Origin of the sequence: Dendronalium phyllosphericum CENA369 (assembly GCF_016056275.1) — a bacterium.
Taxonomy (GTDB): Bacteria; Cyanobacteriota; Cyanobacteriia; order Cyanobacteriales; family Nostocaceae; genus Dendronalium; species Dendronalium phyllosphericum.
In genome coordinates this window covers 37,773-55,214 of record NZ_JAECZA010000016.1, presented here as the reverse complement: position 1 = coordinate 55,214, position 17,442 = coordinate 37,773, and the positions used below count along the sequence as shown (strand labels likewise).

General features: G+C 45.3%; 11 protein-coding genes. 8 read left to right on the top strand and 3 right to left on the bottom strand.

Annotation, left to right across the window (positions count from 1 at the left end):
• Window positions 1-5: 5 nt before the first annotated feature.
• Window positions 6-911: an Hsp33 family molecular chaperone HslO gene (hslO, locus tag I8752_RS06600; protein WP_214431507.1), complete on the bottom strand. Its 906-nt coding sequence runs from the start codon at window positions 909-911 to the stop codon at window positions 6-8.
• A 244-nt stretch (window positions 912-1,155) separates the two neighbouring features.
• Here hslO and I8752_RS06595 point away from each other — a divergent pair, with 244 nt between their 5' ends.
• Entirely contained in the window at window positions 1,156-1,542 is a 387-nt protein-coding gene (locus tag I8752_RS06595; RefSeq protein WP_214431506.1) for an SRPBCC family protein, read from the top strand.
• A gap of 134 nt (window positions 1,543-1,676) precedes the next feature.
• Here the strand turns inward: I8752_RS06595 and I8752_RS06590 are convergent, their stop codons facing one another.
• The gene (locus I8752_RS06590; protein WP_214431505.1) at window positions 1,677-2,102 is read right to left on the bottom strand and encodes a universal stress protein; all 426 of its coding nucleotides are present in this window, start codon (window positions 2,100-2,102) and stop codon (window positions 1,677-1,679) included.
• Window positions 2,103-2,436: 334 nt separating this feature from the next.
• Window positions 2,437-3,738 (bottom strand): histidinol dehydrogenase, encoded by a 1,302-nt coding sequence (gene hisD / locus I8752_RS06585; RefSeq protein WP_214431504.1) that lies wholly within the window; start codon window positions 3,736-3,738, stop codon window positions 2,437-2,439.
• A gap of 701 nt (window positions 3,739-4,439) precedes the next feature.
• Here hisD and rpsT point away from each other — a divergent pair.
• The 7 genes from rpsT to I8752_RS06550 all read left to right on the top strand — a co-directional run bounded on the left by rpsT (window position 4,440) and on the right by I8752_RS06550 (window position 17,428).
• A complete protein-coding gene (rpsT, locus tag I8752_RS06580; RefSeq protein ID WP_214431503.1) occupies window positions 4,440-4,736 on the top strand; it encodes a 30S ribosomal protein S20 in 297 nt (98 codons plus the stop codon).
• A gap of 174 nt (window positions 4,737-4,910) precedes the next feature.
• On the top strand, window positions 4,911-5,696 hold the full coding sequence (locus tag I8752_RS06575; RefSeq protein WP_214431502.1) for a TatD family hydrolase: 786 nt from the start codon (window positions 4,911-4,913) through the stop codon (window positions 5,694-5,696).
• Window positions 5,697-6,506: 810 nt separating this feature from the next.
• Window positions 6,507-9,806 (top strand): DNA-directed RNA polymerase subunit beta, encoded by a 3,300-nt coding sequence (gene rpoB / locus I8752_RS06570; RefSeq protein WP_214431501.1) that lies wholly within the window; start codon window positions 6,507-6,509, stop codon window positions 9,804-9,806.
• A 137-nt stretch (window positions 9,807-9,943) separates the two neighbouring features.
• Window positions 9,944-11,821, top strand: coding sequence for a DNA-directed RNA polymerase subunit gamma (locus I8752_RS06565; RefSeq protein ID WP_214431541.1), 1,878 nt, complete (start codon window positions 9,944-9,946; stop codon window positions 11,819-11,821).
• A gap of 147 nt (window positions 11,822-11,968) precedes the next feature.
• Window positions 11,969-16,024, top strand: a complete 4,056-nt coding sequence (locus I8752_RS06560; protein WP_214431500.1) for a DNA-directed RNA polymerase subunit beta'' — start codon at window positions 11,969-11,971, stop codon at window positions 16,022-16,024.
• 346 nt (window positions 16,025-16,370) lie between these two features.
• Entirely contained in the window at window positions 16,371-16,694 is a 324-nt protein-coding gene (locus tag I8752_RS06555) for a hypothetical protein (RefSeq protein ID WP_214431499.1), read from the top strand.
• Window positions 16,695-16,882: 188 nt separating this feature from the next.
• Window positions 16,883-17,428 (top strand): GIY-YIG nuclease family protein, encoded by a 546-nt coding sequence (locus I8752_RS06550; RefSeq protein ID WP_214431498.1) that lies wholly within the window; start codon window positions 16,883-16,885, stop codon window positions 17,426-17,428.
• The last annotated feature ends 14 nt before the right edge of the window (window positions 17,429-17,442 follow it).

The following is a 17,442-nucleotide window of genomic DNA, read 5'->3' as shown; positions in this document are numbered from 1 at the left end:
TATACCTAATCGCTAATAGCAGCTTCTGTCTGCAAATCAACAATTAACTGAGCTAAGCGATCGCTACTTGCTTGATAAACTTTGCCACAAAAATCACAAGTTGCTTCAGCACCATCATCTTTAATAATCATGTCTTGCAGTTCGGCTTCTCCGAGGATCTTAAGCGCTCCCAAAACGCGATCGAAAGAGCAACCACAGTGAAAGCGGAGCATTTGGCTTTCTGGAAAAATTGTCAGCCCCATGTCTCCCAAGAGATCGTTGAAGATTTCCGTTAAAGTCTTGCCAGCTTGCAACAACGGTGTAAATCCTGATAAAGCAGCTACCCGCGATTCCAACTTTGCTACTAGGGCTTCATCTCTAGCAGCTTTAGGTAAAACTTGCACCAACAGACCTCCAGCCGCCGTTACACCATCTGCTCCCACAAACACCCCAAGAACTATTGCTGAAGGTGTTTGTTCGGAATTCACTAGGTAATGAGCTACGTCATCACCAATTTCGCCGGAAACGAGTTCTACAGTACTAGAGTAAGGGTAGCCGTAACCAATATCTCGTACTACATAAAGGTAGCCTTGACCTACTGCACCACCAACATCTAGCTTACCTTTGGCATTAGGAGGCAATTCTATAGCTGGGTTTCCTACATAGCCGCGTACTGTCCCATCTAAGCCTGCATCAACCAATATACCACCCAAGGGACCGTCACCCTTCACCCTGACGTTAACCCTAGAGCCAACTCGCTTCATACTAGAAGCCATCAACAAGCCTGCTGTCATCGTCCGACCCAGGGCTGCTGTTGCCACATAGGAAAGCTGATGGCGTTGCCGTGCCTCTTCTGTTAAACGTGTGGAGATTGCGCCTACTGCACGAATTCCACCTTCAGCTGCTGTGGCACGAATTAACTGATCTGCCATGAAAAACCTTACATTTCTTAACAAGTCCATTTGTTCTATTCTAGGTTCTCATCAGCTAGAAAAGTGATGCTGTCATCATCAGTACAAAAAAGTAGGGAGATTAGGGAAAGCTGAGAACTAAAGGGAAAAAGACTCTATTCCCTCATCTTCTTGTTTTCTCCTACTTTTGCCTCCCAACAACTAATTACTTTAACGAGTTAACTTTAATTTATGGCAACTTAACTTTATAAATAATCCTCAAAAAATGCTGGGTAATTTTCAACAAAGCCAACTGCGAATAGAGATTGAAGCATCACCCGATGCCATTCGTGACAGCCTGTTGCATCCGGAACAACTAAGAAAATGGCTCACATGGCAACGTTTTGCTCCAGGAATGCCAGAAGAATTGCATACAGGATTTCAATTTACAAGCTGGACTGGTCCAGTGCCAATTCATCATCAAGTTGAGGTGGTCAAACCTAACTGTCTGCGTTTGCTACTCAGTGGAGGTATTGATGGGTTTCACGAGTGGTATTGGGGAGAAGGTTGGGTGCAATCTCGCTTAGAAGGAGTTTCTGCTTTACCTTTGAATTTAGGTCAAACCCTAAGTTTGTTTAGCTTGCGTCAATTTTTAGCAACTCAAAGACGTTAGACTTCTTGCAGAAGCAGGGAAAAGGAATAAGAACAACCTTTTCCCTTTAAAAATGCACCCCTGACGCGCAAGAGTACAACATGCCAATCGGGCGATCGCAGTAGTTTAAAGTTTTTAAATTGGTATTACCCGCTCTAAGTTGGCTTAACCACTAACACCGAACAATTAGCTTCTTCCACAACTTGACTGCTAACAGAACCTTGAACAATTCGTTTCATACCAGTCAGCCCGCGACTGCCAATTACAATCAAGTCAGCTTTGTAGATATTAGCAAGGCGAATAATCTCGTCCGCTGCATCGCCTGTCACCAGTTCTAATTCACTTTCAACTGATAACTTCTCTTGATAAGATTGCAGCAATTTTTCAATTTGAAAAAAAGAAAGTGTTGGAGAATCTGGATGAGGGCGATCGGCAGGTAGTTCTAACTCTGACTCTGGTGTAGGAAAGACATGGCAAAGAATGAGTTTTGTTTCTGGTGAAAACACCAAATCCTCTATAGTCTGAATGACTCGTTCTGCAATTTCCGAACCGTCCAGAGCTACCAAAATATTTTTTAGCACTGCTCTCGCCTCCTAAAAGAGTAGACACCTGACATCAGTGCCTCAAGAGTTTATTGGCTACGACACCAAATAATTCTCCAGATCGACACTTAGTCTGTATTATCGAAGTTGCACCGTGCGGAATCTTGCCATTTTGCTTGATTTAGGTAAGCTCTATGCCACTTGCCTAAATTCAACTAACCCTATCCAACTTTGCTTACTAGGCAAATAGTTTCTTTGTTGTAGACGCTCAGAGGGCAGCTTTCCGCAGGGTAACAACTATCGTCCAAACTTTCAGTGTGATGCCACTGAGTAACTTTTGTCCCTAGTTTAGGAAAAAATTAAACATTGCAAATCACTCTTCTTGCTGAATTCGCCGTCGTACTGAATCGGTATGAGAAGGTAAGCCTTCAGCTGTTGCTAAGGCATCAATTGCACCAGCCACCTTTTGCAATGCAGTTTGTGAATACTGAATAATACTGGAATGTTTGAGGAACGTTTCCACCCCTAATGCCGAGGCATAGCGGGCTGCGCCAGAAGTTGGCAAAATATGGTTAGGCCCTGCTAAAAAATTTCCTACTGCTTGTGGTGTAGAGTAACCTAAAAATATTGCCCCAGCATGGCGAATGTGTGGCACAAGTGCCCAAGGATCTTTAATTTCTAACTCTAGGTGTTCGGGAGCAAATTCATTTGAGAGTTCTGCCGCTGCTTCTAGGGATTCTACAAGGACAATTAAACCGTAGTGAGCGATCGCTTTTTCCGTGTCTATTCGCCGTGGGTGATCTACTAACTGTCTTTCTACAGCTACTTGTACGTTTTTTGCCAAAGCAGTATCTGTTGTCAACAAAATTGCTGCTGCCATCGGATCGTGTTCGGCTTGTGCCAGCAAATCAGTTGCAACGTGAACGGGATTTGCATTTTCATCGGCAATAATTAATACTTCGCTCGGCCCGGCTAAAGAATCGATACCCACAGTCCCGTAGACCAGTTTTTTCGCTAAGGTGACATAAATGTTGCCCGGCCCGACGATCGCATCCACTTTGGGAATCGTTTCTGTACCGTAAGCTAAAGCTGCGATCGCTTGCGCTCCTCCAACGCGATAAATTTCTTGCACTCCAGCTTCTTGGGCAGCCACCAGAACTGCTGAGTTTATCGCTTTTCCTGCTCTTGGCGGTGTCACCATCACCACGCGAGGTACGCCAGCTATCTTGGCTGGAATTGCATTCATCAGTACCGTACTAGGATAGGCAGCACGACCGCCAGGTACGTATAACCCTGCTCGGTCTACAGGGGTGTAGCGTTTGCCCAGCACTACATCATCATCGCCAAAGTGTACCCAGCTTTTCGGGACTCGCTGACGGTGAAATGCTTCGATTTGACGGCAAGCTAGCTGAATTGCCTGGAGCAAATCCTTGGATACCTGTTGGTAGGCTGCATCTAGTTCTGAACCTGTAACACGCAGTTCTTCAGGTTTCAAGGTTTGATTGTCAAATTCAGCTGTATAATGCAACACAGCTTTGTCGCCTTGGCGCTTCACTGCTTGCAACACTTCCCGCACCGTAGCTTCTTTGTGAAGCACCTGTTCGTCATGGGTGCGATCGCAGATCCGTTGTAGTTCTGCTTTAACGTCTGCCTGCTGAGTAATGATTCGCAGCATGGAGTAAGGACAATGCCAAAGTTTAAAATATTCCCGCCTGAGAATTCAGTCTTGCTCTTGACCCACAAGGGGTGTCAAGCCAACCCTAATTCTCTTCTCTAGCTTAACCTGGATTTTTTTGATACTCCCAAGGCTGCCAGCATCTGGGTTGCTTGAGAAGGCTACTAAATTGCTCAGTCCGACTTGCCTGTGAGGGCTTGCGGCAGGGAGTGGGCGCGCCAATTCCCACCGTCCTTATGTCTCTATTCCTCACTCCCTGTGGGATATAAATGGCGTGCGATCGCATCCAAGTTTCCCCCGATCTTGGGTGAGAAATAGAATCTGAGTATAATTTTTACTGATTTTTCTACTTTAGTAGTTAATTTATGTACAGATACAATGATAACGTGTCTGTACACCTACAGTTATTGACTGCGATTTATTGCAGTCACACCGCTGGGTCAGGTAGTGAGTAATTAAAGTTGCGATTTATCGCAGCACCTCATTCTAACGCATTTCTTTGTTTGAGCAAACACTAAATCAAGGCTGGGCAAGATGGCAAAAGCTGAAAGCGCAAAGGAAAAAACTTTGTTTAACCTTACCCAAGAGCCTTGACTCGATATCAAATTTTTTGCACAAGTCTTAACATTAGCAATATGGGTGCTATATTAGTAAATCTAGTAGTGTGTGTACATCATTAATAGTCTTATTTGGAATTGACTGTGGCGAATACAAAGTCTGCTCTTAAGCGCGCCCAAACTGCAGAACGCAACCGACTGCGTAACAAAGCTTACAAATCAGCAGTCAAAACGCTGATGAAGAAATACCTGAATGCTGTAGAAACCTATACGGCTAATCCTACCTCAGAAGCCGAACAAGAAGTACAAGTGTGGCTGTCTGAGGCTTATAGCAAAATCGATAAAGCTGTAAAACGGGGTGTTCTTCATCCCAATAATGGGGCGAGGAAAAAGTCAAGATTGGCTAACAAACTTAAGCCAGTTACACAAACTGCTAAATAGTCAGTTGTTATTGGTGAGCCAATGTTTTCTTCAGGAGCCAGTCTGCTTCACCGCAGTGGCTCACTAAATAGAACCAGCGACCTGCGACGCAGGGGCATCACCTGAAGGGTCAGTTGTTTGTGCTTTTCCACTAACAACTGACCAATGACTGCTGACAACTGACCTTTAACAACAATGCAGCTGATTGACACCCACGTTCATATTAACTTTGACATTTTTCAACCGGATTTAGCCGGAGTGCGATCGCGATGGCAACAAGCAGGTGTAGTGCGTTTAGTACATTCCTGCGTCGAGCCAGCAGAATTTTCCAGCATTCAAGCCATCGCCCACCAATTTCCCGAACTGAGCTTTGCTGTTGGATTGCATCCTTTAGATGCCCAGAAATGGCAGAACGAAACAGCCGAAAACATCAAGTCATTGGCTAGTTTAGAATCGAAAGTTGTAGCAATTGGTGAAATGGGGTTGGATTATTACAAAGCCGATAACTACGAGCAACAGCAAATAGTATTTGAGGCACAATTAGCGATCGCTTCACAATTGAATTTACCAGTGATTATCCACTGTCGTGACGCGGCTAACCAAGTCAGGGAGATATTGCAAAAATGGCAGAATGTCAAAGGAGCAAACCTGCGGGGTGTCATGCATTGTTGGGGCGGAACGCCAGAAGAAACACAATGGTTCGTTGACTTAGGCTTTTATATTAGCTTTAGCGGGACTGTAACATTCAAAAACGCTAAAGACATTCAAGCCTCAGCAGCGATGGTGAGAAGCGATCGCTTACTGATTGAAACAGATTGTCCTTTTTTGGCTCCCGTGCCCAAACGCGGTCAAAAGCGTAACGAGCCTGCTTATGTCCGACATGTGGCGGAAAAAGTTGCTCAATTGCGAGGGGAAACAGTAGAAGCGATCGCCCATCAAACTACCCAAAATGCTTGCGAATTATTTGGTTTAGCTTTATAAAATTTTCCCGGTCGTGTCGTTGGCAATCGAAAAAATAAAACCTCAGGAGGACAAAATTATGTTAATATTATTCCCTCCAAAACATTTTGCTTGCGTCATAATAAAAAAGGAAGGATTCTGAGAACTCCTAAGCTTGATATTGTAATGTTATCAACTTGACCATTCTCCTAGTCTCTACATTAGGATACTCTCGATACCCAACCAACTCAAATAACCGAACGCGAGTTATACTTTGGCAAAAAGCTGCCTGCTGTGTATTTAACCTATAGAAAATTGTTAAAAGTAATTGTCTTGTGAGAACAATCCAGCAAAATAAAGCCATTCCACCTCAGAGCCGACAAAGTACGGCTCGTTCCCTTGGTCTTAAGATATCACCGTGAGTCTAGTGGTGAACTCAAGACCAATAGTCTAGAGCCGCGGCGGAGACTAATTCACGCGCTTTTGGGAGGGGAAGTGAGGAAAGCAAATCAAATTCAGGAATATCTCAATTATTTGCTAATAAGGAATCAACCTAATAACTGGATTGTAGCGATTATCCCTTCTCCTTTGGAGACGCTAAAGCTAACGGGGTTCGCCAGTCGTTCGGCAAAAAACACTGCTTCACCGCGTTGGCTCAGTTTATATCAAGGGCGATTACCCCCCTTGTCAAAATCGCTTTTTCCAGTTTAAATTGCTGCGTTTGCCTGCACCTGTAAACAGCAGGCGGCGTAAGGAGAATTTCCCTAATAGCTACGAACACTGGCTTGCGGTGGAAACCGTCTAAATTCAGTGTTCTCTAATAAGTTTAACCAGGTTGACTAAGGTAGAGGCATGATTAGCGAAAATTATATTGAACCCGCCTTTTTGTTGCCCGACTTGATTGAAATCCAGCGTTCAAGCTTTCGCTGGTTTTTAGAAGAAGGGCTGATAGAAGAACTAAACTCCTTTAGTCCGATTACAGACTATACGGGCAAACTAGAACTGCACTTTTTAGGTCAGAACTACAAACTCAAGGAGCCGAAATACAGCGTTGAAGAAGCCAAGCGTCGAGATAGTACCTATGCCGTACAGATGTACGTGCCTACACGTCTGCTGAATAAAGAAACAGGAGACATCAAAGAGCAAGAAGTATTCATTGGAGATTTGCCTTTGATGACCGATCGCGGCACGTTTATTATTAACGGAGCCGAGCGGGTAATTGTCAATCAAATCGTGCGATCGCCGGGAGTATATTACAAATCAGAAATCGACAAAAACGGGCGGCGTACTTATTCAGCTAGCTTAATTCCCAACCGGGGGGCATGGCTGAAATTTGAAACAGACCGTAACGATTTGGTGTGGGTACGCATCGACAAAACCCGCAAACTTTCAGCACAGGTACTACTCAAAGCTTTAGGTCTATCAGACAACGAAATCTTTGACGCTTTACGCCATCCAGAGTACTTTCAAAAAACCATTGAAAAAGAAGGGCAGTTTTCTGAAGAAGAAGCTCTGATGGAGTTATATCGCAAACTGCGTCCTGGCGAACCACCGACAGTCTTGGGCGGACAGCAACTTTTAGATTCGCGGTTTTTCGACCCCAAACGTTATGACTTAGGTCGCGTTGGACGGTACAAGCTCAACAAGAAATTGCGGCTGTCAGTTCCGGAAACTATGCGCGTTCTAACTCCTAGCGATATCTTAGCAGCAGTAGACTACCTGATCAACCTGGAATATGACATCGGTAATATCGATGACATTGACCACTTAGGCAACCGTCGGGTAAGAAGTGTTGGTGAATTACTGCAAAACCAAGTCAGGGTCGGACTCAACCGTTTAGAGAGAATTATTAGAGAACGGATGACCGTATCCGATGCGGAAGTGCTAACCCCCGCCTCCTTGGTGAACCCGAAACCATTGGTTGCCGCCATTAAAGAATTCTTTGGTTCCAGCCAATTAAGTCAGTTCATGGATCAAACCAATCCCCTAGCAGAACTGACCCATAAACGCCGTCTCAGTGCCCTAGGCCCTGGTGGTTTAACCCGCGAACGCGCTGGGTTTGCAGTGCGAGATATTCATCCAAGTCACTACGGACGAATTTGCCCGATTGAAACACCAGAAGGTCCCAATGCTGGTTTGATTGGCTCCTTAGCAACTCATGCAAGAGTCAACCAGTACGGCTTCTTAGAAACCCCATTCAGACCTGTAGAAAACGGACGGGTGCGATTTGACGTAACGCCCGTGTACATGACAGCCGACGAAGAAGATGACCTCCGGACTGCTACAGGAGACGTGCCATTAGATGAAAATGGCTACATCAAGGGGCCGCAAGTGCCAGTTCGTTATCGCCAAGATTGGGCTACCACAACCCCAGAACAAGTAGACTACGTAGCCGTATCCCCAGTACAAATAGTGTCTGTTGCTACAAGCATGATTCCCTTCTTGGAACATGACGATGCTAACCGAGCACTAATGGGGTCGAACATGCAACGGCAGGCAGTACCTTTACTCAAACCAGAGCGTCCTTTGGTAGGTACTGGTTTGGAAGCACAAGGAGCAAGAGACTCCGGGATGGTGATTGTATCCCGGACTGATGGTGATGTCACTTACGTGGATGCTACAGAAATTCGCGTCCGTCCCAAAGCCAATGCTTCAGAGATTAAGTACTACCTTTCCAAGTACCAACGTTCTAACCAAGATACCTGTCTCAATCAAAAACCCCTCGTCCGGATTGGCGAACGCGTTGTTGCTGGTCAAGTACTAGCTGACGGTTCTTCTACCGAAGGTGGAGAATTGGCTTTAGGGCAAAATATTGTCGTCGCTTATATGCCTTGGGAAGGCTATAACTACGAAGACGCAATTTTAATTTCCGAGCGACTCGTACAAGATGATATCTACACCTCAATTCACATCGAAAAATATGAAATTGAGGCTAGACAAACCAAACTGGGGCCAGAAGAAATTACCAGAGAAATTCCCAACGTCGGGGAAGATGCCTTGCGCCAGTTAGACGAACAAGGAATCATTCGCATCGGGGCTTGGGTAGAATCGGGAGATATCTTGGTAGGAAAAGTCACACCCAAAGGTGAATCTGACCAACCACCAGAAGAAAAATTGTTGCGTGCCATATTCGGGGAAAAAGCACGAGATGTCCGGGACAATTCCTTGAGAGTACCTAACGGTGAAAAAGGGCGCGTAGTTGACGTGCGCTTATTTACCCGCGAACAAGGTGATGAACTGCCACCAGGAGCCAACATGGTAGTTCGGGTATATGTAGCCCAGAAGCGCAAAATCCAAGTTGGCGACAAAATGGCAGGACGACATGGCAATAAGGGAATTATTTCGCGGATATTGCCAGCGGAAGATATGCCTTATTTGCCTGATGGTTCGCCAGTGGACATCGTACTCAACCCCTTGGGCGTACCCAGCCGGATGAACGTAGGACAAGTGTTTGAATGTCTATTGGGTTGGGCTGGTCAAACTTTAGGAGTGCGGTTTAAAATAGTCCCCTTCGACGAAATGTATGGGGAAGAGTCATCCCGCAGAATTGTCCACGGCAAATTGCAAGAAGCAAGGGACGAAACAGGCAAAAATTGGGTATATAACCCAGACGATCCCGGCAAAATCATGGTATTTGACGGTCGCACAGGCGAACCCTTTGACCGACCGGTTACCGTGGGTGTGGCTTACATGCTGAAGCTAGTGCATTTGGTGGATGACAAGATTCACGCTCGGTCTACAGGGCCGTACTCCTTAGTAACACAGCAACCCTTGGGTGGGAAAGCGCAACAAGGCGGTCAGCGATTTGGAGAAATGGAAGTGTGGGCATTGGAAGCCTTTGGTGCTGCTTACACCTTGCAAGAATTGCTGACAGTTAAATCTGACGATATGCAAGGACGAAATGAAGCATTAAATGCGATCGTTAAAGGCAAGGCAATTCCCCGACCCGGAACGCCAGAATCCTTTAAGGTGTTAATGCGAGAACTGCAATCTTTAGGTTTAGATATTGCCGTACACAAAGTAGAAACCCAGACAGACGGTAGTTCTTTGGACGTAGAAGTCGATTTGATGGCTGACCAAGCAGCACGTCGCACACCTCCTCGACCAACCTACGAATCTCTCTCCCGTGAATCTTTGGAAGAAGACGAGTAAGGAGTGCTGAGTTGTGAGTGAGAAGTTAAGAGTTATGAGTGAAGAATTCTTCACCCATAACTTACAACTCAACACTCATTACTCAACACTCATCACTCAACATTTACTACTCAGCACTCAGCACTCAGCACTTAAATATGAGACCAGCCCAAACTAATCAGTTTGACTACGTAAAAATCGGCTTGGCATCGCCAGAACGCATTCGGCAGTGGGGTGAGCGAACATTACCTAACGGTCAACTAGTAGGTGAAGTCACCAAGCCAGAGACAATTAATTACCGGACTCTCAAGCCGGAGATGGACGGCTTGTTTTGTGAGCGGATTTTTGGCCCTGCTAAAGACTGGGAATGTCACTGTGGTAAGTATAAAAGAGTCCGCCACAGAGGAATTGTCTGCGAGCGCTGTGGTGTAGAAGTCACCGAGTCACGCGTGCGCCGTCACCGGATGGGATATATAAAACTTGCGGCCCCAGTAGCGCATGTTTGGTATCTCAAAGGCATTCCCAGCTATATTTCCATCCTGCTAGATATGCCTTTGCGGGATGTAGAGCAAATAGTTTATTTCAACTCTTATGTTGTCCTTAGTCCAGGGAATGCCGAAACTTTAACCTACAAACAACTACTAAGTGAAGACCAGTGGTTGGAAATTGAAGACCAAATTTATAGCGAAGATTCTACTTTGCAAGGGGTAGAGGTAGGCATTGGTGCGGAAGCTTTGCTGCGCTTGCTTGCTGATATTAATTTAGAGCAAGAAGCTGAAACTCTGCGAGAAGAAATTGGCAATGCTAAAGGGCAAAAACGGGCAAAACTAATTAAGCGTCTGCGGGTAATTGACAACTTTATCGCCACTGGTTCTAAACCAGAGTGGATGGTCATGGCTGTAATTCCCGTGATTCCGCCGGACTTGCGCCCAATGGTGCAGTTGGATGGTGGACGGTTTGCCACTAGCGACTTGAATGATTTGTATCGGCGAGTCATTAACCGCAACAATCGTTTAGCACGCCTGCAAGAAATTTTAGCACCAGAGATTATCGTGCGGAACGAAAAGCGGATGCTGCAAGAAGCAGTGGATGCTTTGATTGATAACGGTCGTCGGGGACGCACGGTAGTAGGGGCAAATAACCGACCTCTGAAATCTTTGTCCGACATTATTGAGGGTAAGCAAGGACGTTTCCGGCAAAACTTGTTGGGTAAACGAGTTGACTACTCCGGGCGTTCCGTAATTGTAGTCGGGCCAAAGCTGAAAATTCACCAGTGCGGTTTGCCAAGAGAAATGGCAATTGAACTGTTTCAACCGTTTGTGATCAATCGTCTGATTCGCAGTGGGATGGTGAACAACATTAAAGCAGCGAAAAAGTTGATATCGCGCAACGACCCTAGTGTTTGGGATGTGCTGGAAGAAGTAATTGAAGGACATCCAGTTATGCTGAACCGTGCGCCGACGCTGCACCGTTTGGGTATTCAAGCTTTTGAACCGATTTTGGTGGAAGGTAGAGCAATTCAACTACATCCTTTGGTCTGTCCGGCGTTTAACGCGGACTTTGACGGCGACCAAATGGCGGTACACGTTCCTCTGTCATTGGAAAGTCAGGCTGAAGCACGATTGTTAATGTTGGCTTCCAACAATATTTTGTCTCCAGCTACAGGTAAACCGATTGTTACACCTAGCCAGGATATGGTGTTGGGAGCATATTACTTAACAGCAGAAAATCCCCAGGCTACAAGGGGGGCAGGCAAGTACTTTGCTTCCCTAGACGATGTAATTATGGCTTTCCAGCAAGAAGAAATTGACTTGCACGCCTACATCTACGTGCGATTTGACGGTGAAGTTGAATCTGACCAGCCAGATACAGAACCAATTGAGGTACATGAAAACGGCGATGGTAGCCGGACTTTGCTCTACAATTACCGCCGAGTTAGAGAAGACGCTCAAGGTAATTTAATTTCTCAGTATGTACGCACAACACCCGGTCGTGTTATTTACAATAAAGCGATTCAGGAAGCACTAGCAAGTTAGTTGTTCGTTGTCAGTTGTCAGTTGTTTCTTACCACTGACTACTGACCCCTTCGGGGTTCGCTAGTCGCTCATGGGGGAAACCCCCAAGACCGCGCTAGCTCACCACTGACCACTGACCAATAACTAATGACTAAGGACTAAGGACTAATGACTAACGAAAATACCGTTTTTCGCAATCGCGTAGTTAACAAAGGTCAACTGCAAAAATTAATATCTTGGGCGTTTACGCACTATGGGACAGCGCGTACCGCAGTAATGGCGGACAAGTTGAAAGATTTGGGATTTCGCTATGCTACTAAAGCAGGGGTTTCCATCAGTGTAGATGACTTGATGGTACCACCTAGCAAGCGATCGCTCCTAGATGCCGCCGAAGAGGAAATTCGCGCTACAGAAGCTCGTTACCAACGGGGAGAAATCACGGAAGTGGAACGCTTCCAAAAAGTAATTGACACGTGGAACGGTACTAGCGAAGCTCTCAAAGATGAAGTAGTCGTTCACTTCAAAAAAACCAATCCCCTGAACTCCGTATACATGATGGCGTTTTCGGGAGCGCGGGGTAATATCTCCCAAGTGCGGCAATTGGTGGGGATGCGAGGACTAATGGCAGATCCTCAAGGGGAAATTATCGGTCTGCCGATCAAAACCAACTTCCGCGAAGGACTCACCGTTACAGAATATATTATCTCGTCTTACGGGGCGAGAAAAGGATTGGTTGATACAGCTTTACGAACGGCTGACTCTGGTTATCTTACCCGCCGTTTGGTGGATGTATCCCAGGATGTGATTATTCGGGAATTCGACTGCGGTACTACCAGAGGCATTAACATCCGTCCAATGACAGAAGGTGCAAAAACCTTAATTCCTTTAGCAACACGCTTGATGGGACGCGTCATTGGAGAAGATGTAGTACATCCAACCACTAAAGAAGTAATTGCACCACGCAATACTCCGGTTTCCGATGACTTAGCTATGGCAATTCAAAAAGCTGGCGTGAAGGAAGTCGTCGTGCGGAGTCCCTTGACTTGTGAAGCAGCGCGTTCTGTTTGCCAACACTGCTACGGCTGGAGCTTAGCCCATGCCAAAATGGTAGACTTAGGCGAAGCTGTGGGAATTATTGCCGCCCAAAGTATCGGCGAACCCGGAACCCAGCTAACCATGCGGACATTCCACACAGGTGGTGTGTTTACTGGGGAAGTAGCGCAACAAGTACGTTCTAAAACAGATGGTACTATGCGTTTGCCGCGTAAATTACGCACCAGAGCCTATCGCACCCGCCACGGTGAAGATGCCTTGTATGTTGAAGCCAACGGGATCATGATTTTGGAACCGAAAAAAGAAGGTTCTGAAACTCCAGCTAACCAGGAGATTCATGTTACTCAAGGTTCCACACTTTATGTAGTTGACGGACAGCAGGTAAAACAAGGTCAGCTATTGGCAGAAGTTGCCCTTGGCGGACGTACAGCTCGTGCTAATACAGAAAAAGCGGTGAAAGATGTGGCCACCGACTTAGCAGGAGAAGTACAGTTTGCCGAGGTAGTTCCAGAACAAAAAACAGACCGTCAAGGTAACACCACGACTACAGCAGCACGCGGTGGTTTGATTTGGATTTTGTCTGGAGAAGTTTATAACTTACCGCCTGGTGCAGAGTTGGTAGTGAAAAATGGTGATGCCATTGTCTCAAATGGGGTTTTGGCAGAAACCAAATTAACGACTTTACACGGTGGTGTAGTCCGCTTGCCAGAAGCTACCCCTGGTAAGAGTACCAGAGAAATTGAGATTATCACTGCTTCTGTAGTCTTAGACCAAGCAACAGTCACAGTGCAAAGCGGTCAAGGACGCAATAGCTACTTAGTTTCCACTGGCAACAACCAAGTATTTAACCTTCGAGCTACTCCAGGCACAAAAGTGCAAAATGGTCAAGTAGTAGCTGAGTTAATCGATGACCACTATCGCACAACCACTGGTGGTTTCCTGAAATTTGCTGGTGTTGAAGTCCAGAAAAAAGGTAAAGCCAAACTCGGTTACGAAGTGGTGCAAGGTGGTACTCTGCTGTGGATTCCCGAAGAAACCCACGAAGTCAATAAAGATATTTCCTTACTGTTGGTGGAAGATGGACAGTTTGTTGAAGCTGGCACCGAGGTAGTTAAGGATATCTTCTGTCAAACCAGCGGTGTAGTAGAAGTCACCCAGAAAAACGACATCTTGCGGGAAGTGGTGATTAAGCCAGGAGAACTGCTAATGGTAGACGATCCAGAAGCAGTGATTGGGCGCGATAACACCTTTGTCCAACCAGGTGAAGAATTTCAAGGCACAGTTGCCACAGAATTGCGCTATATCCAGTATGTGGAGTCTCCAGAAGGACCAGCCTTGTTGAGTCGTCCAGTAGTGGAGTACGCTGTCCCCAATAATCCTGATGTACCATCAACTACATCTGTAAGCCAACAAACAGGACGTTCCATTGAATTGCGGGCAGTACAGCGCCTACCTTACAAAGATTCCGAACGCGTTAAGTCTGTTGAAGGTGTGGAACTGCTGCGAACTCAGTTGGTGTTAGAAATTGAGCAAGAAGGCGAACAAGACCATACCGCTTCTCCTTTGGCAGCAGATATTGAATTGGTACAAGATACCGAAGACCCAGACGTACAACGCTTGCAGTTAGTAATTTTGGAGTCCTTGGTCATTCGTCGGGATATTGCGGCTGATGCTACCCAAGGCAGCACTCAGACAAGTCTGGAAGTACAAGATGGCCAAACCATTGCCCCTGGTGCTGTAGTCGCGCGTACCCAAATTCTGTCTAAAGAAGGGGGTATTGTGCGAGGCATTCGCACTGGCACTGAAGCTGTGCGTCGTTGCTTGGTGTTACGCCAAACTGACACAATTACAACCCATACCAGTACCGAGCCGAAAGTGAAGGTGGGTAGTCTGCTGGTAGAAGGTGCAGAAATTGCTCCGGGAATCTTCGCTGAAGAATCCGGGCAAGTAGTAAACATCAAAAAAGCTGCTGCTCCCTCTGGTGCTAGCGATTCTGCTCTCAGTACTCAGAACTACTCTGTTAGTATCCGCGTCGGTCGTCCTTACCGAGTCAGTCCTGGTGCTGTGTTGCAAATAGAAGATGGCGATTTAGTGCAACGCGGTGACAACTTGGTGTTGTTGGTCTTTGAACGTTCCAAAACTGGGGATATCATTCAAGGTTTGCCTCGGATTGAAGAACTTCTAGAAGCTCGTAAACCTAAAGAAGCGTGTATTTTGGCACGTCGTGCGGGAGAGATGAAGGTTGTTTACGGTGATGGCGATGAAGCGATCGCCATTAAAGTCCTAGAATCTAATGGTGTTGTCACCGATTATCCTCTCGGTCCCGGACAAAACTTGATGGTTCCAGATGGGGCAACTGTCTCAGCAGGCGAACCGTTGAGCGATGGCCCGTCCAACCCCCACGAAATTTTGGAAATCTTCTTTAGCTTGGGTTCTGAAGATGGAGTCTATGCTTGTGCCAGCCATGCCTTGCAGAAAGTGCAGACCTTCTTGGTAAATGAAGTGCAATTGGTATATCAATCTCAAGGAATTGATATTGCCGATAAGCACATTGAAGTGATTGTGCGCCAAATGACCAACAAAGTCCGGATTGATGATGGTGGTGACACCACTATGCTTCCTGGCGAGTTGGTTGAATTACGCCAAGTCGAGCAGGTGAATGAAGCTATGGCGATTACTGGCGGTGCAAGGGCACAGTACACCCCAGTATTGTTGGGTATCACCAAAGCATCTTTGAACACCGACAGCTTCATTTCTGCGGCATCTTTCCAAGAAACAACACGGGTACTCACTGAAGCAGCTATCGAAGGTAAATCTGACTGGCTGCGGGGGTTAAAAGAAAACGTAATTATCGGGCGACTAATTCCGGCGGGTACTGGGTATAATACTTACGACGAACCTGGGGCGATCGATGAGTATGCTGCGCTTGAGAGTACCAGCGTCTTGGATGAAGTCGATGACCCAATGGATATGGTTTTGGATGACCGTACAGCTCGTACCTATAATTTAGATTCTCCTTCTCTTGGAGAAACTGGATTTGGTAGCCGACGTGTTGACAGGTCAATTTTAGATGACGATGAATTGATTGCCGATGAAGTTATTGACCTTGTAGAAGACGATGAAGAAGACGACTACGAGGAAGACGACGAAGACGATTTTGATGAAGAGTAAAAACTACAGTAGGATTGAGAAGTCAGAAGTCAAACTAACTTTATTTCTGTAACGCACTAAACTACAAGCTGCTGTAACAGCAACAAAGAGGTAAAAGAAATTTTCTTTTACCTTTTTCTTATGCGGGATTTTCAAAGTCTATTCGCCTTCACGATTCTTAATCTTTTAGCTTCATCCAATAGCTGACAGAAGTCACACAATCTCATAGGCTGATCTGATAGAGGAAGTAGGCTTTATGTGGGCCAAAGGTAAAGAGGCATAGGAATTAAACAAAGCTCTTGCCCTTTAACCTTTATCTTCTGCCTTTTGCTTCCTAACCACTTACCCTACATTACCTGCCAAAAAAATGCCTTTCAAAATTGTTCAAAACTTTGATAGCAGTTTTACTCTCGAACCAGAGTTACAAGAAAATCTATTCAAATTATTAACGAGCGAAGCTTTCATCAACCAAATTTGTCAACATTTACAATGGGAGAAAGTTGAGTTTACAGAACTACTTTTCCAACCAGTTCCTTACAGTTTAGCTACTCCCAAAGGAATGCCAGCAGAATTTGAAAAATATCACGAATCTGATGATTACACAATCGTTAATGTGCCGCCAAACTTTATGTTTAGTGCAAAAATTTTTAAACCCAGTCGCCTTTGTGCGATTTACAAGAAAATTGGGTAAGAGTTGATGGACAAGATTTTGTTAAGCTGTCGCGCATTTAATTTACACATCTTTTTGTGTTGACTGTTAACTATTAACCGTCAGCGGTCAACGAACTTCATGAGCGATCGCGTAATTTCAAAGCGTAATAGCTTACCCAGTTATTGATGAGCGATTACCAAAGCAAATAGCAAATTTTCAATTAATATATGGCTACTGAAACAAATATTTCTTCTCTAGCTTCCTTAGAATATACAGCTTATATTGATGATAGCGGTCAATTACCCGAACAATTTCAAGGAAAAATAGGCGTATATGCTATATTCGACCGCGATAAAATACTGCAATTTGTTGGATATTCTCGTGATGTTTATCTCAGCTTGAGGCAGCATTTAGTACGTCAACCACAAAAATGCTATTGGGTAAAAGTTCAAACAATTGAGCGTCCCAGCCGTACAGTTTTAGAAAATATTGAGAATGCTTGGATTGCCGAAAATGGTAGCGTTCCTTTAGGAAATGGGCAACATAAGCAAACATGGACGCAACCCATAGATGTTAAAACAGTAATGACTCCTGAAGAACAAGTAAATTATCAAAATCCAGCTAATGATGAATTGGCGCAAATGAAAATCATTAAGAATGTAGCACGACGAGTAGAAACAGAAATTTTAAAAGTGCTAGAAAATCGTGGTTTACAAATGCAAATTCGTTTTAATCCCAAATTAAAAGAAGAAGGATTACTGGATTTGAAGTGAATTATATTAGGCTA